Raw genomic sequence first — 15,182 nt, 5'->3', positions numbered from 1 at the left:
TTGCTCCCCCTTGCAAGGCCAGAGTTGCAACTTGATGATCATGGCAGGGGGGCGTGGCGATTGACGTCCTTATAGAGCAAATATCGGAAAGGTTCCGGCCCCCCTGCGTAGCACGCTTGGGGGCAGAAGGCGCGCAGCCACATAAAATCGCCCGCCTCAACCTCGACCCATTGCTGGTTCAGATGATAGACACCTTTGCCCTGCAGCACATACAGGCCATGCTCCATCACATGTGTCTCGTCAAATGGGATGACGGCACCGGGTTGCAGTGTGACGATCGTTACATGCATATCGTGGCGCAGATCGGCGGGGTCCATAAAACGCGTTGTTGCCCAAGCGCCGTTGGTATCTGGCATCTCTGCCGCTGTAATCTCGCGCTCACTAGTGAAAAACGCGTCAGGTGACGGCAGGCCGGTTACCGCTTGATACCGTTTTCTGATCCAGTGAAAGACGCAGCCCCCTTGACCCGTTGCGCGGATGGTCCAGTTGCTGCCCGCAGGCAGATAGCAAAACCCCCCCTCGACCAGTTGCTTGTCGCCCCCTGCGAGGCTGACTGTAACTTCGCCTTCGACAATGAATAATGCACCTTCGGCATGCGGGTCGGTTTCTGGCCGGTCACTTCCCCCCTGCGGTTCCAACTCCACAATGTATTGCGAGAAAGTTTCGGAAAACCCGCTCAACGGGCGGGCCAAGACCCAGAACCTTGCGCCACGCCAGAAGGGCAGGGCGCTGGTCACGATGTCTGACAAGACCCCGCGCGGGATGATGGCAAAGGCCTCGGTGAACATGGCCCGCCCTGTAATCAGATTTGATTGCGGGGGCAGGCCACCTTTTGGGACGTAATAGGAATTCGAAACGGGGGTGTCGGGACGGCTTGGCTTCATGATTGCCTCTCATGACAAGGACCGCCAACGGCTATCAAACTCGCGGATGTTGCGCTAGCGTCCAATGCCAAGAGAGACCTTCCATAAATTCCGTCAAGTCCGGCCCGTCAGATGCGTGGCATCACCCTTCTGGTGACAGCCGCAACAGCGGCGCGTCACTTCCATCCGTCAGCACATAGATGAACCCGTCATCAGGCCCGATGGCAACATCACGGATGCGCATATCCTCTCCATCCAGCAATCTGGCAACTTCGCTCAGGCCACCATCTTCTTCGCGCCATAGGCCGAGATACTCATGATACAGATTGCCAATCAGCAAATGCCCTTGCCAGTCAGCGAATGCGTCGCCTTCATAGAATACCATGCCAGAGGGCGGATTATGGTCTTCACGACCTGCGGGCCACGCGTGAATGGGCGAGACAAACCCGTCATCGGGCTGATGCGGTTCCGCGAATTGCGCACCGTCGCTATACGTCACCCCTTCCGAGGCAAGCGGCCAGCCAAAATTCCCGCCCCGCTCAACGATGTTGACTTCATCGCCGCCAGCCTCGCCATGTTCAGCCAGCCAGATCGCACCGGTTTCGGGGTGGATGGTCATCGCCTGAATGTTGCGGTGCCCATAGGACCAGATGGCAGCGGCGGCCCCATCTTCATCTACAAACGGGTTGTCGTCGGGAATATCACCGTCCAGCGTCAGGCGGATGACTGCGCCATTCTCGCTGCTCAGGTCTTGCGAGATGTGGGATTCCGAGAAATCCTTGCTGCCCCGATCCCCGAAGCCAGCGTATAGGTGCCCGTCCTGAAAGACGATCCGCGACCCGAAATGCGCGCCGCTGTCAATGCCGGGCTGGACCGCGTGCAACACTTCCAAATCCGTCAGGGCCGACCCCTCCCGGTCAAGCTGTGCGCGGCCCACATGCGTGGTTGTGCCGCCGTCAACGCTGGCGACCCATGTCATATAGAGCAAGCCGTCATCCTCAAAATCTGGCCCGACTGCGATGTCGAGAAGGCCGCCTTGGCCGGAATCCACGACGTCAGGCGCACCGGAAAGCGGAATGACGCCGTCATCCGAATTCCACAGCACCACCTCGCCGCCGCGCAATGTTATAATCAGATCGTTGTGATCGGGCAAAAATGCCATGCCCCACGGGCGATCAAGCCCCTCGGCCAATGTCTCCATCGAATAGCCGTTATCGGCATGCGCAGGCAGCGCAAGGCTGGCGGTTGCGAGAGTTAAGAATGCGGTTGTCGAGATACGCATGAAAACCTCCTGTGTCTTTGTGTCACATAAAACCTGTGTTTCATGGCTGGAAGATCAACTCACGAAGTTGGGGGGCGTTCCATGTGAGTGCTTGACTCTGCGCGCGTTCAGGCATAACGCCATGCCATTCGCCGGAGGTTTATCGCTTCCGGTCCTATGCTGCGGCAAGGATCGCCACCCATCAGCGCGTTGCGCCCATGGGTGCAAAACTGGTTTAAGCCCTGTCTGGGGCAAGGAGTGATGCGCATGTTCGAGAACCTCTCTGAGCGCCTGTCCGGGGTCTTTGACCGGCTGACGAAGCAGGGTGCCCTCTCGGAAGATGATGTTCGCGCGGCATTGCGCGAAGTGCGCGTGGCGCTTCTGGAAGCAGATGTTTCGCTGGATGTGACGCGCGAATTTGTAAAGCGCGTGCAGAAAAAAGCGACGGGCGCAAGCGTTACCAAATCCATCACGCCGGGCCAGCAGGTCGTCAAGATCGTGCATGACGAGTTGATCGCCACGCTGGAAGGCGAGGGTGATCCGGGCGCTCTGAAAATCGACAATCCGCCCGCGTCGTTGCTGATGGTCGGGCTTCAGGGCTCGGGCAAGACGACAACGACTGCGAAGCTGGGGCGCCGCCTGACTGAGCGCGAGGGCAAGCGGGTGCTGATGGCCTCGCTTGATACGAACCGTCCCGCCGCGATGGAGCAGTTGGCAATACTTGGCGCACAGATTGGCGTCGATACCCTGCCGATCGTTGCAGGGCAGAACGCGGTCCAGATTGCCAAGCGCGCCAAACAACAAGCGACCTTGGGCGGCTATGATGTGTATCTGCTGGATACAGCAGGCCGTCTGCATATCGACGAAGCGCTGATGGACGAGGTGCAGGCCGTACGCGATGCGGTCAGCCCGCGTGAAACGCTGCTGGTGGTCGATGGCCTGACTGGTCAGGATGCCGTGAATGTGGCGTCCGAATTTGACGGCAAGGTCGGCGTCACGGGCGTTGTGCTGACGCGGATGGATGGCGACGGGCGCGGTGGCGCGGCATTGTCGATGCGTGCTGTCACGGGCAAGCCTATTCGGTTTGTGGGTTTGGGCGAGAAAACCGACGCGCTGGAAGTGTTCGACCCCAAGCGCGTTGCCGGCCGTATCTTGGGCATGGGCGACATTGTCGCGCTTGTGGAGAAAGCGCAGGAAGTGCTGGAGGTCGAACAGGCCGAACGCATGATGAAGCGCTTTCAGAAGGGCATGTTCAACCTCAACGACCTGAAGATGCAACTGGAACAGATGCTCAAGATGGGCGGTATGCAGGGCGTGATGGGCATGATGCCCGGCATGGGTAAAATGTCGAAACAGGCCGAAGCGGCAGGCTTTGACGATTCCATGCTGCGCCGCCAGATCGCACTGGTCAATTCCATGACCAAGAAGGAACGCGCCAACCCCGCGATTTTGCAAGCCAGCCGCAAGAAACGCATCGCAGCAGGTGCAGGGCTGGATGTGTCCGACCTGAACAAACTGTTGAAACAGCACCGCCAGATGGCCGACATGATGAAAACCATGGGCAAAAAAGGGATGCTGAAACAGGCCATGGCAGGCATGATGGGCAAGGGCAAGGGCAAAGGCGCAGAGGCCATGCCCGACCCGTCCCAGATGGACCCAAAGTTGATGCAACAAGCGGCGCGCCAATTGGGGGGCATGCCGGGCATGGGCGGCGGCGGTGGCTTGCCCAGTGGCCTGTCAGGGATGTTCAAGAAAAAATGACGACAGTAACCGTGACATACCAACCGCGCGCGCCGCTTTGTGGAATGGGGCTCTGATATGAATGATCAGACCCAACGCGCCGCAGACCTGTTGGCCGATCACCGCGACAGCATCGACCGGCTGGATGCGATCCTTGTCTACACGCTGGGCGAGCGGTTCAAGCACACACAAGCCGTGGGCCGCCTGAAAGCACAGCATGACCTTCCCGCCTCGGACCCTATGCGCGAAGAGCGCCAGATCGAGCGGTTGGAATGGTTGGCCAAAGAGGCTGATCTCGATCCGGAATTCGCCAAGAAATTCCTGAATTTCATCATCTCGGAAGTGATCCGTCACCACGAGAGGTTGCAACGCTAGAATACCGAAAATTGCACGGGGCCAAGCCGCGTGCAGACGCCATCCAAAGGAGAATATGACATGGCAGTTAAGATCCGTCTGGCCCGTGGTGGAGCCAAGAAACGCCCGCATTACGCGATTGTTGTCGCAGACTCGCGCATGCCGCGCGATGGCCGTTTTCTGGAAAAGCTGGGCACCTATAACCCGCTTCTGGCCAAAGACAGCGAAGACCGCGTAAAGCTGGACATGGAGCGTGTGCAGCATTGGCTGGCACAGGGCGCGCAGCCCACTGACCGTATCGCGCGCTTCCTTGAGGCCGCAGGTGCACGGACACAAACGACCCGCGCAAACCTGAAGAAAGCCGAGCCTGGCAAGAAAGCCAAGGAACGTGCCGCTGAAAAAGCGACAAAAGCTGAAGAAGCCGCTGCAGAGTAAACCGGCGAAAGGGGGGCTGTCTGCCCCCCTCTTGCCCGTTCCGGACAATTCACCCCCCGAGAGTATTTTGAGCAAGAAAATGTCTGCATGACCAAATCGCGCATCTGTGTCGGAGCTATTGCGGGCGCCTATGGTGTGCGCGGGGAAGTAAGGCTGAAAAGCTTTTGCGCCGATCCCGGCGCGATTGCCGACTATGGCCCCTTATCGTCTGAGGACGGGACGCGCGAATATTCTGTCACTTTGGGTGTGCAGGTGGCGCAGGGATTTTCCGCGAAGATCGCGGGCGTGACCACGCGAGAGCAGGCCGATGCCTTGCGGGGTGTGCGCCTGTTTGCAGAGCGCGACAAACTGCCTGCCTTGCCAGATGACGAGTATTATCACGCTGACCTGATCGGGCTTGAAGTGTTTGACACGGGTGGCGTGTCAATGGGACGGGTCAAGGCGGTGCTCAATCACGGCGCGTCGGATCTGTTGGAGCTTGTGACGCCCGGCCGCAAGGGCGCTGTGCTTTTGCCCTTTACGCAAGCCATTGTTCCGACTGTCGATCTGGCAGCGCGCCGGATCATTGCTGATCCGCCCGAAGGGTTGATCGAGTAATGGAACGTCCACGCCGCGCGGCCGGTCGTCTGGCCATTTCCCCCTCTTTCGCCCCGCGCGATCTGGACAAGCGTGGTGTGCCTGCCATGGCATGGCAGGCGCGGATCATCACGTTGTTCCCTGAGGCTTTTCCAGGTGTTCTGGGTCTGTCCTTGACCGGGCGCGCACTGAGTGAAGGGCGCTGGGGGCTGGAGGCGATTGATCTGCGCCCTTTTGGAACAGGCAAGCACCGCAATGTCGATGATACCCCCGCAGGTGGCGGCGCAGGAATGGTGTTGCGGGCCGATGTTCTGGGGCGTGCGATTGAGGCGGCGATGCGTGGCGTGCCAACGGATCGTGGCGCATGGCCGCTGGTTTGCCTAAGCCCGCGCGGGCGCCCGTTCACGCAGGCAACTGCCCGGCGTTGGGCGGATGCGCGCGGCATTACGATGCTGTGTGGCCGGTTTGAAGGCGTTGACCAGCGGGTGATTGATCATTTCGGGATTGAAGAAGTGTCTTTGGGCGATTTCGTCATGACCGGTGGCGAGATTGCAGCGCAGGCGATGATAGATGCTACGGTGCGTCTGTTGCCGGATGTTCTGGGGAATGCGGCCTCGATCGAGGATGAGAGCTTTTCGGACGGACTGCTGGAGCATCCGCAATATACCCGCCCTGCCGACTGGGCAGGGCAAGCGATTCCACCGGTCTTGATGTCAGGCAATCATGGCGAGATCGCACGCTGGCGTCAGGAACAGGCCGAGGCTCTGACCCGTGCGCGCCGCCCCGACCTGTGGGCCGCATGGCAGGCGCGCCGGTCGCAGGATTAGCGGTTGTCGCGCGTGATCAGGGCACCAAGCCCTTGCATCAGCGGCTCGAATACCGGGAAAGACGTCGCAATCGGGCCACCATCATCGACGGTGATCGGCGCGCGTGCGGCAAGCCCAAGGCACAAAAAACTCATGGCGATGCGGTGGTCGAGATGGCTTTGTACCGTGGCACCGCCCGGCACGCCATCCGGCCCCATGCCGTGTACGGTCAGGCTGTCCTCCGTCTCGCTGATGCGCACGCCGCAGGCTTCCAGCCCGCGCGCCATTGCATCGATGCGGTCCGATTCCTTGACCCGCAATTCCTTGATGCCGCGCATGACCGTGTCGCCTTCGGCGGTGGCGGCAAGAGCTGCAAGGACAGGGTATTCGTCAATCATGCTGGCGGCGCGTTCCGGGGGGACTTCGATCCCTTTCAGGGCCGAGTAACGCACGCGCAGATCGGCCACAGGTTCGCCCCCCTCTTCGCGCGGGTTTTCAAGCACAAGATCTGCGCCCATATCCTGCAATGTCAGAAAAATGCCATTTCTGGTGGGGTTTTGGCTGACTCCGGGCACCAGAATGTTCGAATTCTGCACCATCAGTGCCGCGCACACCGGAAAGGCCGCTGAGGACGGATCGCGTGGGACAGCCACATTCTGGCCCTGCAACTCGGGCTGGCCGGTCAGGGTGATGACACGGCCTTCGTCACTTTCCGCGACGCTGACCGTGGCCCCGAAGCCGCGCAGCATCCGCTCTGTATGGTCGCGGGTTGGTTCCTGCTCGATCACCACAGTCTGGCCCGGTGCGTTCAGACCCGCCAGCAACACCGCAGATTTGACCTGCGCCGAGGGCATGGGAACGCGGTAGCGCACCGGCACAGGGTCTGCCGCGCCGATCAGTGTCAGGGGCAGGCGGCCGCCGCGACGCGTGTGTGCCTGCGCTCCGAACAGCGCCAGCGGGTCGGTCACGCGGCCCATGGGGCGCTTGTTCAGGCTGGCATCGCCGGTGAAAGTGGCGGTGATATCCGTGGTTGCCATCGCGCCCATGATCAGGCGCACGCCGGTGCCGGAATTGCCGCAATCAATCACCTGCTCGGGTTCGGCAAAGCCGCCCACGCCCACGCCATGCACCGACCATTCGCCGGGGCCATGCTGCGTGACCTCTGCGCCAAACGCGCGCATGGCGGTGGCGGTGTCCAGCACATCCTGCCCTTCCAGAAGCCCGGTTATACGGGTTTCACCAACGGACAAGGCCCCAAGGATCAGCGCGCGATGCGAGATGGATTTATCACCGGGGACTTCGGCCACGCCCGAAAGGGGGCCGGATTTGCGGGCAGTCATGGGAAGTGCGGGGCCATGGCCGGACATGAGGCGCCTTTCGAACAGGAAATATTTGGGGTGCTGATACCGCACCCTGCGCGCCTCGTCCATGGGGCACGGTCTGCTCTTTGGCATGTAAGTAGCGTGGGGTCAGGTGTCTGCCAGCAAGGTGGTGATCTCGCTCAGGAACGCGTCGAGTTCGGCGCGCATGGCGGGGCTGCGCACGCCTTCGATCCCGCCAAGCCCCTGTCCGAGCGTTTCGGCATACGCGACACGATTGGCGATCTGGCTTGTCGAAAGCTGCGCACTGAGCGCTTGCGCGGCTTCCAACACCTCTGCGCCAAGGCGCGTGCCCGCACGGGTGCGGTTCAGCACGACCAGCACGTCGCGCCCTTCGCGGCGCGTCAGGTCCAGCACCCCGTCCGTGGCCCACAGATCGACATGGCTGGAGGCGACAGGCACCAGCACCAGATCGGCCACACGCAGGGCAGGGCGCAGGTCGGAATCGGCCTTGGGGGGGGTGTCGATGATGACAAACTCAGCCATGTCGCGCAGCTTGCCGACTTCATAGCCGACACCCCACGCCGACGCGGTGGAGAATTCCATATTCTCGGTGCGGCCAAGGTCATTGCGGGTCATGAACCACCGCCCGAGCGAGCCTTGCGGGTCCGTGTCGAGAAAGGCCACAGTGTGGCCAGCGCGGGCCAGCATCACGCCCAGATTAACTACCAGCGTCGTCTTGCCGCTGCCGCCCTTCTGTTGCGCAACTGTAATTACCTTGCCCTTGGCCATGATCCGCACCCTTTGCCCTGATCGCCCATTGCTTTCGCTGCGGTGCAGCATAAATGAGTTTTCCACAGGATGCACGCGCAAATTTCAGGCGCGCTCATCCTTGGGCGAACCCATGACAACCATCGTGGTGATCCGGTCCAGAAATGGGAATGCGCCCATGTATTCGGTGTGAAACTGCTTGTAGGCGGCCAGATCGCGCGCCTCGACACGCAGCAGATATTCGACAGTGCCGGTAATGTTGTGACATTCGCGCACTTGCGGGGCGGCTTGCATCAGGCGTTCAAACTCGGCCTGTGCAGCTTTGGTGTGTTTCGACAACCCGACCGTCACATAGGCGACAAAGCCGATGCCGGTCTGTGCTGTGTCGATAACCGCGCGGTAGCCTGTAATGACACGCTGGCGCTCAAGATCCTGAACGCGGCGCAGGCACGCCGAAGGCGAGAGGCCCACGCGGTCTGCCAGTTCGATGTTCGAGATGCGACCCTCTTTCGTAAGGATGCGCAATATCTGCTCTGATTTTTTGTCAAGCTCGCTCATATATTGCAGAAAATACCTTCTTGTTGCAGTATTTGCAATATATGGTGGGCCAAACTGCGCTAATCCAGTGTCAGGAAAAGGATTGCCCTGATGAGCTTGGAACTGTTTCTCGCATTGATTGCATTTGCATTTGTCACATCGGTCACTCCGGGGCCGAACAATGTGATGCTTTTGGCATCGGGGGTGAATTACGGGTTTCGCCGGACTGTGCCGCATATGGCGGGGGTTGCGATTGGACATGCGGTGATGGTGTTTCTGGTCGGTATCGGCCTGATGGGAATTTTTATTGGCTACCCCCCCGCTCAAACAGGACTCAAGGTTATCTCGGCCATCTATATGCTGTGGCTGGCGTGGAAAATCGCCACGGCTGCACCGCCTGCGGGCGCGCAGGCAACCGGGCGTCCGTTGACCTTTATTCAGGCGGCAGCATTCCAATGGGTCAACCCGAAGGCATGGATCATGTCGCTGGGCGCAGTCACATTATATGCACCGGGGCAGGAATGGGGGGCCGTTGCATGGGTTGCTTTCGGGTTTCTGAGTGTGGGGTGGACGACAACAGTCATCTGGACTGTGCTGGGTCTGGGGTTGCGTCGTTTTTTACAAAAGCCCGTTGCCTTGCGAGTGTTTAATTTCACGATGGCGGCGTTGCTGATCGCATCCCTTGTGCCGGTCCTTTTGCACACGTGAACAGGCACTGGGCGCGCAACCCGTGCGCCCGGTCCATGATCTGCCCGCGAACCCGAATGCCGCGTCAGCGAAGGCCAAATGCCTTTAATTTGTGCAGATCTTGTCAGATGCCTTTACATTCCGCCTGCTTGCGCATTTGATGAAGGCAAGTCAGGGAGCAATTGAAAACATGGCAGAACCCTTCTTCAACGAGATGTATGATGCAAGCGGGCTGCGCGCGCCTTATCGGATGCTGGAAGGTTGGCATCGCAACATGCCTGCTGAATTTCGCGCCATCAAACAGGCCGAGGCCGAAGATCTTTTTCGCAGATACGGGATTACATTCGCTGTCTATGGCGAAGGCGGTGATCCGGATCGCCTGATCCCGTTTGACATGTTTCCGCGTGTCTTTGCGGCGGATGAATGGCGCAGGCTGGAACGCGGGATCAAGCAACGTGCGCGCGCGCTGAATGCGTTTCTGTCGGATGTGTATGACCGGGGCGAGATTATTCGCGCAGGCCGCATTCCCGCCGATCTGGTCTATCGCAACGAGGCTTATGAAATCGCTGTGGCCGGTTTCCGCCCGCCTTTAGGGGTGTTCAGCCATATTGTCGGCATTGATCTGGTGCGCACAGGTGCAGACCAGTTCTATGTGCTGGAAGACAATTGCCGCACCCCGTCGGGCGTGTCCTACATGCTGGAGAACCGCGAAGTGATGATGCGCATGTTCCCGCATCTGTTTCAGGAAAACCGCGTCGCCCCGGTCGATGGGTATGCCGGGCTGCTCAAACGGACATTGGCCTCTGTCGCGCCTGCGAAATGTGACCGCGATCCGTGCGTGGTGCTGCTGACACCGGGGCATTTCAATTCGGCCTATTACGAGCACAGCTTTCTGGCCGATCTGATGGGGATTGAACTGGTGGAAGGGCAGGATTTGTTCGTAGATGGCGATTTTTGCTGGATGCGCACGACCGAAGGCCCGAAAAAGGTTGATGTTATCTATCGTCGCATTGACGATGCCTTTCTCGACCCGCTGTGCTTTCGCCCAGAATCGACACTGGGTGTGCCGGGGTTGATGAATGTCTATCGCTCTGGCGGGGTGACGATTTGCTCGGCCCCTGGTGCTGGTGTTGCCGATGACAAGGCGATCTATACCTATGTGCCCGAAATGATCCGCTTCTATCTGGGCGAGGCACCTATTCTTGAGAATGTGCCGACATGGCAATGTGCCAAGCCTGATGAGCTGAAATATGTGCAGGAGAATCTGGCCGAACTGGTGGTCAAGGAAGTGCATGGATCGGGCGGGTATGGCATGCTTGTCGGCCCAAAATCCGACAAGGCCACCATCGCCACATTCGCTGCCAAACTGGCCGCGAACCCGTCGAACTATATCGCCCAGCCCACGCTCGCGCTGTCGACCTGCCCCACATTCGTCAATGAAGGAATTGCGCCACGACATGTCGATTTGCGCCCTTACTGCCTTGTTGGGCGCGATGTCGAACTGGTGCCGGGCGGGCTTACACGTGTTGCTTTGACCGATGGCTCTCTGGTGGTGAATTCCAGTCAGGGTGGCGGCGTCAAGGACACTTGGGTCATCGCGGAGGAATGAAATGTTAAGCCGCACAGCCGCAAATCTGTTCTGGATGACCCGCTATCTGGAACGTTCGGAAACCACCGCCCGTCTGCTTGATCTGGGCTTTCGCAACGCGCTTTTGCCCAATGCGGGCGGGGGGTTTCGCAATGAATGGAGTGCCATTCTTCAAAGCAAGGGAACATTGCAGCAATTCTCGGACAAATACGGGGATCTGGTGCAGCGCAATGTCGAAAGCTTCTTGTTCTTCGACCTTGAGAACCCGTCCTCGGTTGCAAGCTGCATCACCGCTGCACGCGAGAATGCGCGCATCGTGCGCACGGCACTGACCTCTCATACCAAGTCTCGCGAAATCTGACTCTTCTGAGGGTTTTGGGATTCCCAAATCTATGAAGATCTGACTCAATGGCGTCAGATTTTCTGGGGAGGGCCTCTCTATGGGCGCAGCGCTCGCGTTACGGACAGACTACGACGGCATGAAGTTGAGAGAACTTGCGCGAAAGACAAAGGATGCCAACCAAGCCCGCAGGCTTTTGGCGCTGGCGGAGATCTATGATGGCGGTCGGCGCAGCGATGCTGCTCGGATTGGTGGTGTTGGCCTACAAATTGTCCGTGACTGGGTGGAGCGGTTTAATGCCCGCGGGCCTGACGGCTTGATCAACGGCAAAGCTCCTGGTCAGCAGTCTAAGCTTAACGATGAGCAGCGCAGGGCGCTTGCTGCAATTGTTGAGAGCGGTCCGACCTTATCGGTCCATGGGGTCGTCCGCTGGCGCCTGAGTGATCTGAGGAAATGGATTGCAGACACATTTGGGATTTCACTTCACGAGACGTCGATAAGCCGGGAACTCAGGGCGCTTGGTTATGTCAAACTCACAGCACGCCCGCGCCATCACGCGCAAGATACAGCCGCACTGGAGGACTTTAAAAAAAAGGGTTTGCAGCCGCAGTAGCAAAGCTCCGCGCACGGCTCCTGCAAGGCACTGTGATCGAAGTCTGGTTCCAAGATGAAGCGCGTGTCGGCCAGAAAAACAAGATCACGCGCCGATGGGCGAAGCGCGGTACGCGACCTTCCGCCCCACATGATCAGCGCACGAGTTCAAGCTACATCTTTGGAGCGATTTGCCCAGCCCTCGGGAAAGCTGCAGGTCTTGTGCTGCCAGCGTGCAATACCGAAGCGATGGCCCTGCATCTTGCTGAAATCTCCCAAACTGTCGCACCCAAAGCACATGGGGCTGTGCTCGTGGATCAAGCCGCATGGCACATGACTGACAAGCTGGTCATTCCGGACAACATCACCATCATCCCGATCCCCGCAAAATGCCCAGAACTCAATCCAGTCGAAAACATCTGGCAATTCATGCGAGACAACTGGCTATCAAACCTCATCTTCGAAACCTATGAAGACATCGTAGATCATTGCTGCAAGGCTTGGAACAAATTGGTCAGCATGCCCGACACAATCACCTCCATTGGAACCCGCGACTGGGCTCAAGAGTTCTGATCAATGCTGATTGGTATCAGGTGTGGGATGCGATCAATACCAGCTTTCAGGAACTCAAGGCGCTGACGCGGCGCGAACGCTCCTCGCTGGAAGTGCCGGAATTGACCGACTGGACCTTGCGCACTGTCTCGCTGATCCGGGGGGCGATTGAATCGACGCAACTGCGCAATGACGGATATCGCTTTATGAATCTGGGTTATGCGGTTGAGCGTGCAGACAATACTGCCCGTCTGCTGGATGTGAAATATTATGTGTTGCTGCCCTCGGTTGCTTATATCGGGTCGGGGTTGGACAATTATCAATGGACGACCTTGTTGCGCGCCTTGTCTGCGCATCGGGCTTATAATTGGGCCTATGGCGGCGAGCTCAGCGCTGCGCAGATTGCGCATTTCCTGATCCTGAACCCGAAATTTCCGCGCTCGCTTCTGACATGCTGCCTTGAGGTGAACGAGCATCTTGATCATCTCGGGCGGATTTATGGCCGGTCCAGCCCCGCGCAAGAAGCCGCGCGCGCCTTGCTGGCTGAATTGGCCGAAGCACGGACAGAAGATGTCTTTGACGAAGGGTTGCACGAATTCCTGACGCGCATGATTTCGGAATATGCGGGGCTAGGACAGTGCATCAGCGACCAATATCTGACGGGAGAAGCAAGATGATCCTGACAGTCTCGCACAAGACACGTTACGACTTCGCAACCCCGGTTCGCGGGATCATCCAGAGTCACCGACTGACCCCTGCGAAATGCGAGGGGCAAAAGATCATCGAATGGTCGGTCGATGTTCCGGGCGCGACGATGGGGGAATTGTTCCGCGATGGGGCAGGGGACTATATCCAGACGGTGTCGCTGCGTATGCCGGTTACTCATATTGAGGTGACCGTCAGCGGCAAGGTCGAGACGACAGACACATCCGGTGTGTTGCGCGGCCACCGCGAACGCGTGCCCCCGCGCGCCTATATGCGCCACACCCTGCGCACCGAGGCCAACCGCGCCATCCGCGATCTGGCCGAAGCCGCACTGGAGGGTCAGCAAAACGCATCGGATCTGGAGCGCGCGCATCGACTTGCTGCCGCTGTGGCCGACGCATTGCCATATCGCCCCGGCGCCACCCATGCCCATACCACCGCGGCCGAGGCTATGACCGAAGGCGCGGGCGTGTGTCAGGACCACGCACAGGTTCTGATTGCCTGCGCGCATGTCGCCAATTTGCCAGCGCGCTATGTCTCAGGTTATCTGAATGCCACTGAAGACGGCGCTCCGCATGAGGCAAGCCACGCATGGGCAGAGATTTTTCTGGATGGTCTGGGCTGGGTAGGTTTTGACGCCTCGAACAAATGTTGCCCAAACGAGCATTATATCCGCCTTGGGTCAGGGCTGGATGCCGAAGATGCGGCCCCTATTCGTGGGCTGGTTCTGGGAGGGTCGGAAGAATCGCTGGACGTGACCGTCGTGATCGAGGCGCAGCAACAGTGACAACGCTTGCACCTGCGCTGCGACAGCGCTACCTGTTCGGCCTTGGTCTTGTCAGGGAATTTTTGTGATGACCTACTGTGTCGGGCTTTTGCTGAATGCGGGGCTTGTCTTGCTGTCGGATACCCGAACGAACGCGGGTCTGGACAATATATCGACATATCGCAAGATGTTCACCTTCGAGGAGCCGGGCGAGCGTGTCATCATCATGATGACAGCCGGGAATCTGTCGGTAACGCAGACAACGCTTGCACGCCTGACCGAGGAGATTGCTGATCCTGACGCGACGCATGAAACGTCGATCATGAAGGCCGACAATATGCTCGATGTCGCCACGATGGTGGGCGAAATGCTGTCGCGTGTCACGGCGGAAACCAAGGTCCGCATGGACCGGATGAACCAAAGTGCAAGCGCGTCCATGATCGTTGCGGGCCAGCGCAAGGGCGGGCGGATGCGTTTGTTCCTGATCTACCCCGAAGGCAATTTCATTGAGGCGACCGAAGACACGCCTTATTTGCAGATCGGCGAGCATAAATATGGCAAGCCTATTCTGGACCGCGTCATCAGCGCCGATACGCCACTGGTAGATGCGCGCAAGGCTGTGCTGTTGTCGATGGATTCAACCTTGCGTTCGAACCTGAGTGTGGGAATGCCACTGGATATGGCCGTGATCGAAACCGATGCCTTGCGCATTACCGAGCATCGCCGGATCGAGGCGAATGACGAAGAATTTGCTGCCATGTCGGCGGCATGGTCACAAGCGCTGCGCGACGCCTTTATTCAGATCAGGTGATCGTCGGCGTGAGTGTCTGACAATTCCTGTGCCAGAAATCGCTCGAACGCATCCAGATTGACGGCCTCGAATTGCCCGAAGGCCTGCATCCAGATACTGGCCTCTCGCAGGGCGTCCGGTTCCAGCTTGCACCATTTCACACGTCCGCGCTTTTCCTGACTGATCAGTCCGGCTGCGGCCAGAATGCCAAGATGCTTTGAAATCGCGGCGAGCGACATGGAAAATGGGTGGGCGACATCGGTGACGGCCATGTCATCTTCCAGCAACATCGCCAGTATGGCGCGCCGCGTCGGATCGGCAAGCGCCGTGAATATCTGGTCAAGGCTGGGCGGTGGTATGCTGCGCATGTTCCTGTTCTGGGCGGTTGTTATGGGAAGGTCAACTGTTTGGTTGAATATGCCGCAATGCCGAAACGCAGGACATTGCGGGCAAAGGAAAATTTCATGGCGGCGCTAAAGTAAATAAAATCAATGGGATGGG

17 protein-coding genes and 1 pseudogene are annotated in these 15,182 nt (G+C 58.9%); 12 read left to right on the top strand and 6 right to left on the bottom strand.

What is annotated here, in order from left to right; translation table 11 throughout:
• Nucleotides 1–38: 38 nt before the first annotated feature.
• Nucleotides 39–884, bottom strand: a complete 846-nt coding sequence (locus BD293_RS11730) for a bifunctional allantoicase/(S)-ureidoglycine aminohydrolase (RefSeq protein ID WP_142081956.1) — start codon at nucleotides 882–884, stop codon at nucleotides 39–41.
• A gap of 121 nt (nucleotides 885–1,005) precedes the next feature.
• Nucleotides 1,006–2,145 carry a PQQ-dependent sugar dehydrogenase gene (locus BD293_RS11725; protein ID WP_142081954.1) on the bottom strand — a complete coding sequence of 380 codons (1,140 nt, stop codon included), beginning with the start codon at nucleotides 2,143–2,145 and terminating at the stop codon, nucleotides 1,006–1,008.
• A gap of 246 nt (nucleotides 2,146–2,391) precedes the next feature.
• On the opposite strand from BD293_RS11725, the gene ffh reads away from it, so the two are divergent.
• From ffh to trmD, 5 genes are all read left to right on the top strand, one after another.
• Nucleotides 2,392–3,885: a signal recognition particle protein gene (gene ffh, locus BD293_RS11720; protein ID WP_142081952.1), complete on the top strand. Its 1,494-nt coding sequence runs from the start codon at nucleotides 2,392–2,394 to the stop codon at nucleotides 3,883–3,885.
• A 57-nt stretch (nucleotides 3,886–3,942) separates the two neighbouring features.
• On the top strand, nucleotides 3,943–4,239 hold the full coding sequence (locus tag BD293_RS11715; protein ID WP_142081950.1) for a chorismate mutase: 297 nt from the start codon (nucleotides 3,943–3,945) through the stop codon (nucleotides 4,237–4,239).
• 60 nt (nucleotides 4,240–4,299) lie between these two features.
• Nucleotides 4,300–4,653 carry a 30S ribosomal protein S16 gene (gene rpsP / locus BD293_RS11710; RefSeq protein ID WP_142081949.1) on the top strand — a complete coding sequence of 118 codons (354 nt, stop codon included), beginning with the start codon at nucleotides 4,300–4,302 and terminating at the stop codon, nucleotides 4,651–4,653.
• Between the two features lie 87 nt (nucleotides 4,654–4,740).
• On the top strand, nucleotides 4,741–5,250 hold the full coding sequence (rimM, locus tag BD293_RS11705; RefSeq protein ID WP_142081947.1) for a ribosome maturation factor RimM: 510 nt from the start codon (nucleotides 4,741–4,743) through the stop codon (nucleotides 5,248–5,250).
• Entirely contained in the window at nucleotides 5,250–6,056 is an 807-nt protein-coding gene (gene trmD, locus BD293_RS11700; RefSeq protein ID WP_142081945.1) for a tRNA (guanosine(37)-N1)-methyltransferase TrmD, read from the top strand. Before rimM ends, trmD begins: the two co-directional genes overlap by 1 nt.
• Here the strand turns inward: trmD and aroA are convergent.
• The 3 genes from aroA to BD293_RS11685 form a co-directional block, all read right to left on the bottom strand.
• On the bottom strand, nucleotides 6,053–7,402 hold the full coding sequence (gene aroA / locus BD293_RS11695) for a 3-phosphoshikimate 1-carboxyvinyltransferase (protein ID WP_142084538.1): 1,350 nt from the start codon (nucleotides 7,400–7,402) through the stop codon (nucleotides 6,053–6,055). The genes trmD and aroA overlap by 4 nt on opposite strands.
• A gap of 102 nt (nucleotides 7,403–7,504) precedes the next feature.
• The gene (locus BD293_RS11690; RefSeq protein ID WP_142081943.1) at nucleotides 7,505–8,146 is read right to left on the bottom strand and encodes a ParA family protein; all 642 of its coding nucleotides are present in this window, start codon (nucleotides 8,144–8,146) and stop codon (nucleotides 7,505–7,507) included.
• An 84-nt stretch (nucleotides 8,147–8,230) separates the two neighbouring features.
• Complete coding sequence (locus BD293_RS11685) at nucleotides 8,231–8,683, bottom strand: Lrp/AsnC family transcriptional regulator (protein WP_142081941.1); 453 nt, start codon at nucleotides 8,681–8,683, stop codon at nucleotides 8,231–8,233.
• A gap of 90 nt (nucleotides 8,684–8,773) precedes the next feature.
• Here BD293_RS11685 and BD293_RS11680 point away from each other — a divergent pair, with 90 nt between their 5' ends.
• The 7 genes and pseudogenes from BD293_RS11680 (at nucleotide 8,774) to BD293_RS11650 (ending at nucleotide 14,702) form a co-directional block, all read left to right on the top strand.
• Nucleotides 8,774–9,370, top strand: coding sequence for a LysE family translocator (locus tag BD293_RS11680; protein WP_142081939.1), 597 nt, complete (start codon nucleotides 8,774–8,776; stop codon nucleotides 9,368–9,370).
• 169 nt (nucleotides 9,371–9,539) lie between these two features.
• A complete protein-coding gene (locus tag BD293_RS11675) occupies nucleotides 9,540–10,958 on the top strand; it encodes a circularly permuted type 2 ATP-grasp protein (protein WP_142081937.1) in 1,419 nt (472 codons plus the stop codon).
• A 1-nt stretch (nucleotide 10,959) separates the two neighbouring features.
• Nucleotides 10,960–11,274: pseudogene (locus BD293_RS11670) on the top strand (alpha-E domain-containing protein); the annotation flags it as partial.
• 103 nt (nucleotides 11,275–11,377) lie between these two features.
• Nucleotides 11,378–12,441, top strand: a protein-coding gene (locus BD293_RS11665; protein ID WP_142079576.1) for an IS630 family transposase whose coding sequence is annotated in 2 segments (ribosomal slippage) — nucleotides 11,378–11,863 and nucleotides 11,866–12,441 — 1,062 coding nt in all. Because the reading frame shifts where the segments join, the coding sequence is not laid out codon by codon here.
• Between the two features lie 20 nt (nucleotides 12,442–12,461).
• Nucleotides 12,462–13,097: an alpha-E domain-containing protein gene (locus BD293_RS11660; protein ID WP_246086279.1), complete on the top strand. Its 636-nt coding sequence runs from the start codon at nucleotides 12,462–12,464 to the stop codon at nucleotides 13,095–13,097.
• Nucleotides 13,094–13,912: a transglutaminase family protein gene (locus tag BD293_RS11655; protein ID WP_142081930.1), complete on the top strand. Its 819-nt coding sequence runs from the start codon at nucleotides 13,094–13,096 to the stop codon at nucleotides 13,910–13,912. The genes BD293_RS11660 and BD293_RS11655 overlap by 4 nt, the downstream gene beginning before the upstream one ends.
• A gap of 67 nt (nucleotides 13,913–13,979) precedes the next feature.
• Nucleotides 13,980–14,702 carry a proteasome-type protease gene (locus tag BD293_RS11650; RefSeq protein ID WP_142081928.1) on the top strand — a complete coding sequence of 241 codons (723 nt, stop codon included), beginning with the start codon at nucleotides 13,980–13,982 and terminating at the stop codon, nucleotides 14,700–14,702.
• Here BD293_RS11650 and BD293_RS11645 read toward each other — a convergent pair.
• Entirely contained in the window at nucleotides 14,690–15,049 is a 360-nt protein-coding gene (locus BD293_RS11645; RefSeq protein WP_142081925.1) for an ArsR/SmtB family transcription factor, read from the bottom strand. The genes BD293_RS11650 and BD293_RS11645 overlap by 13 nt on opposite strands.
• Between the last annotated feature and the right edge of the window lie 133 nt (nucleotides 15,050–15,182).

Origin of the sequence: Roseinatronobacter monicus, assembly GCF_006716865.1 — a bacterium.
Lineage (GTDB): Bacteria > Pseudomonadota > Alphaproteobacteria > Rhodobacterales > Rhodobacteraceae > Roseinatronobacter > Roseinatronobacter monicus.
This window is presented reverse-complemented; position numbering and strand designations above follow the sequence as displayed.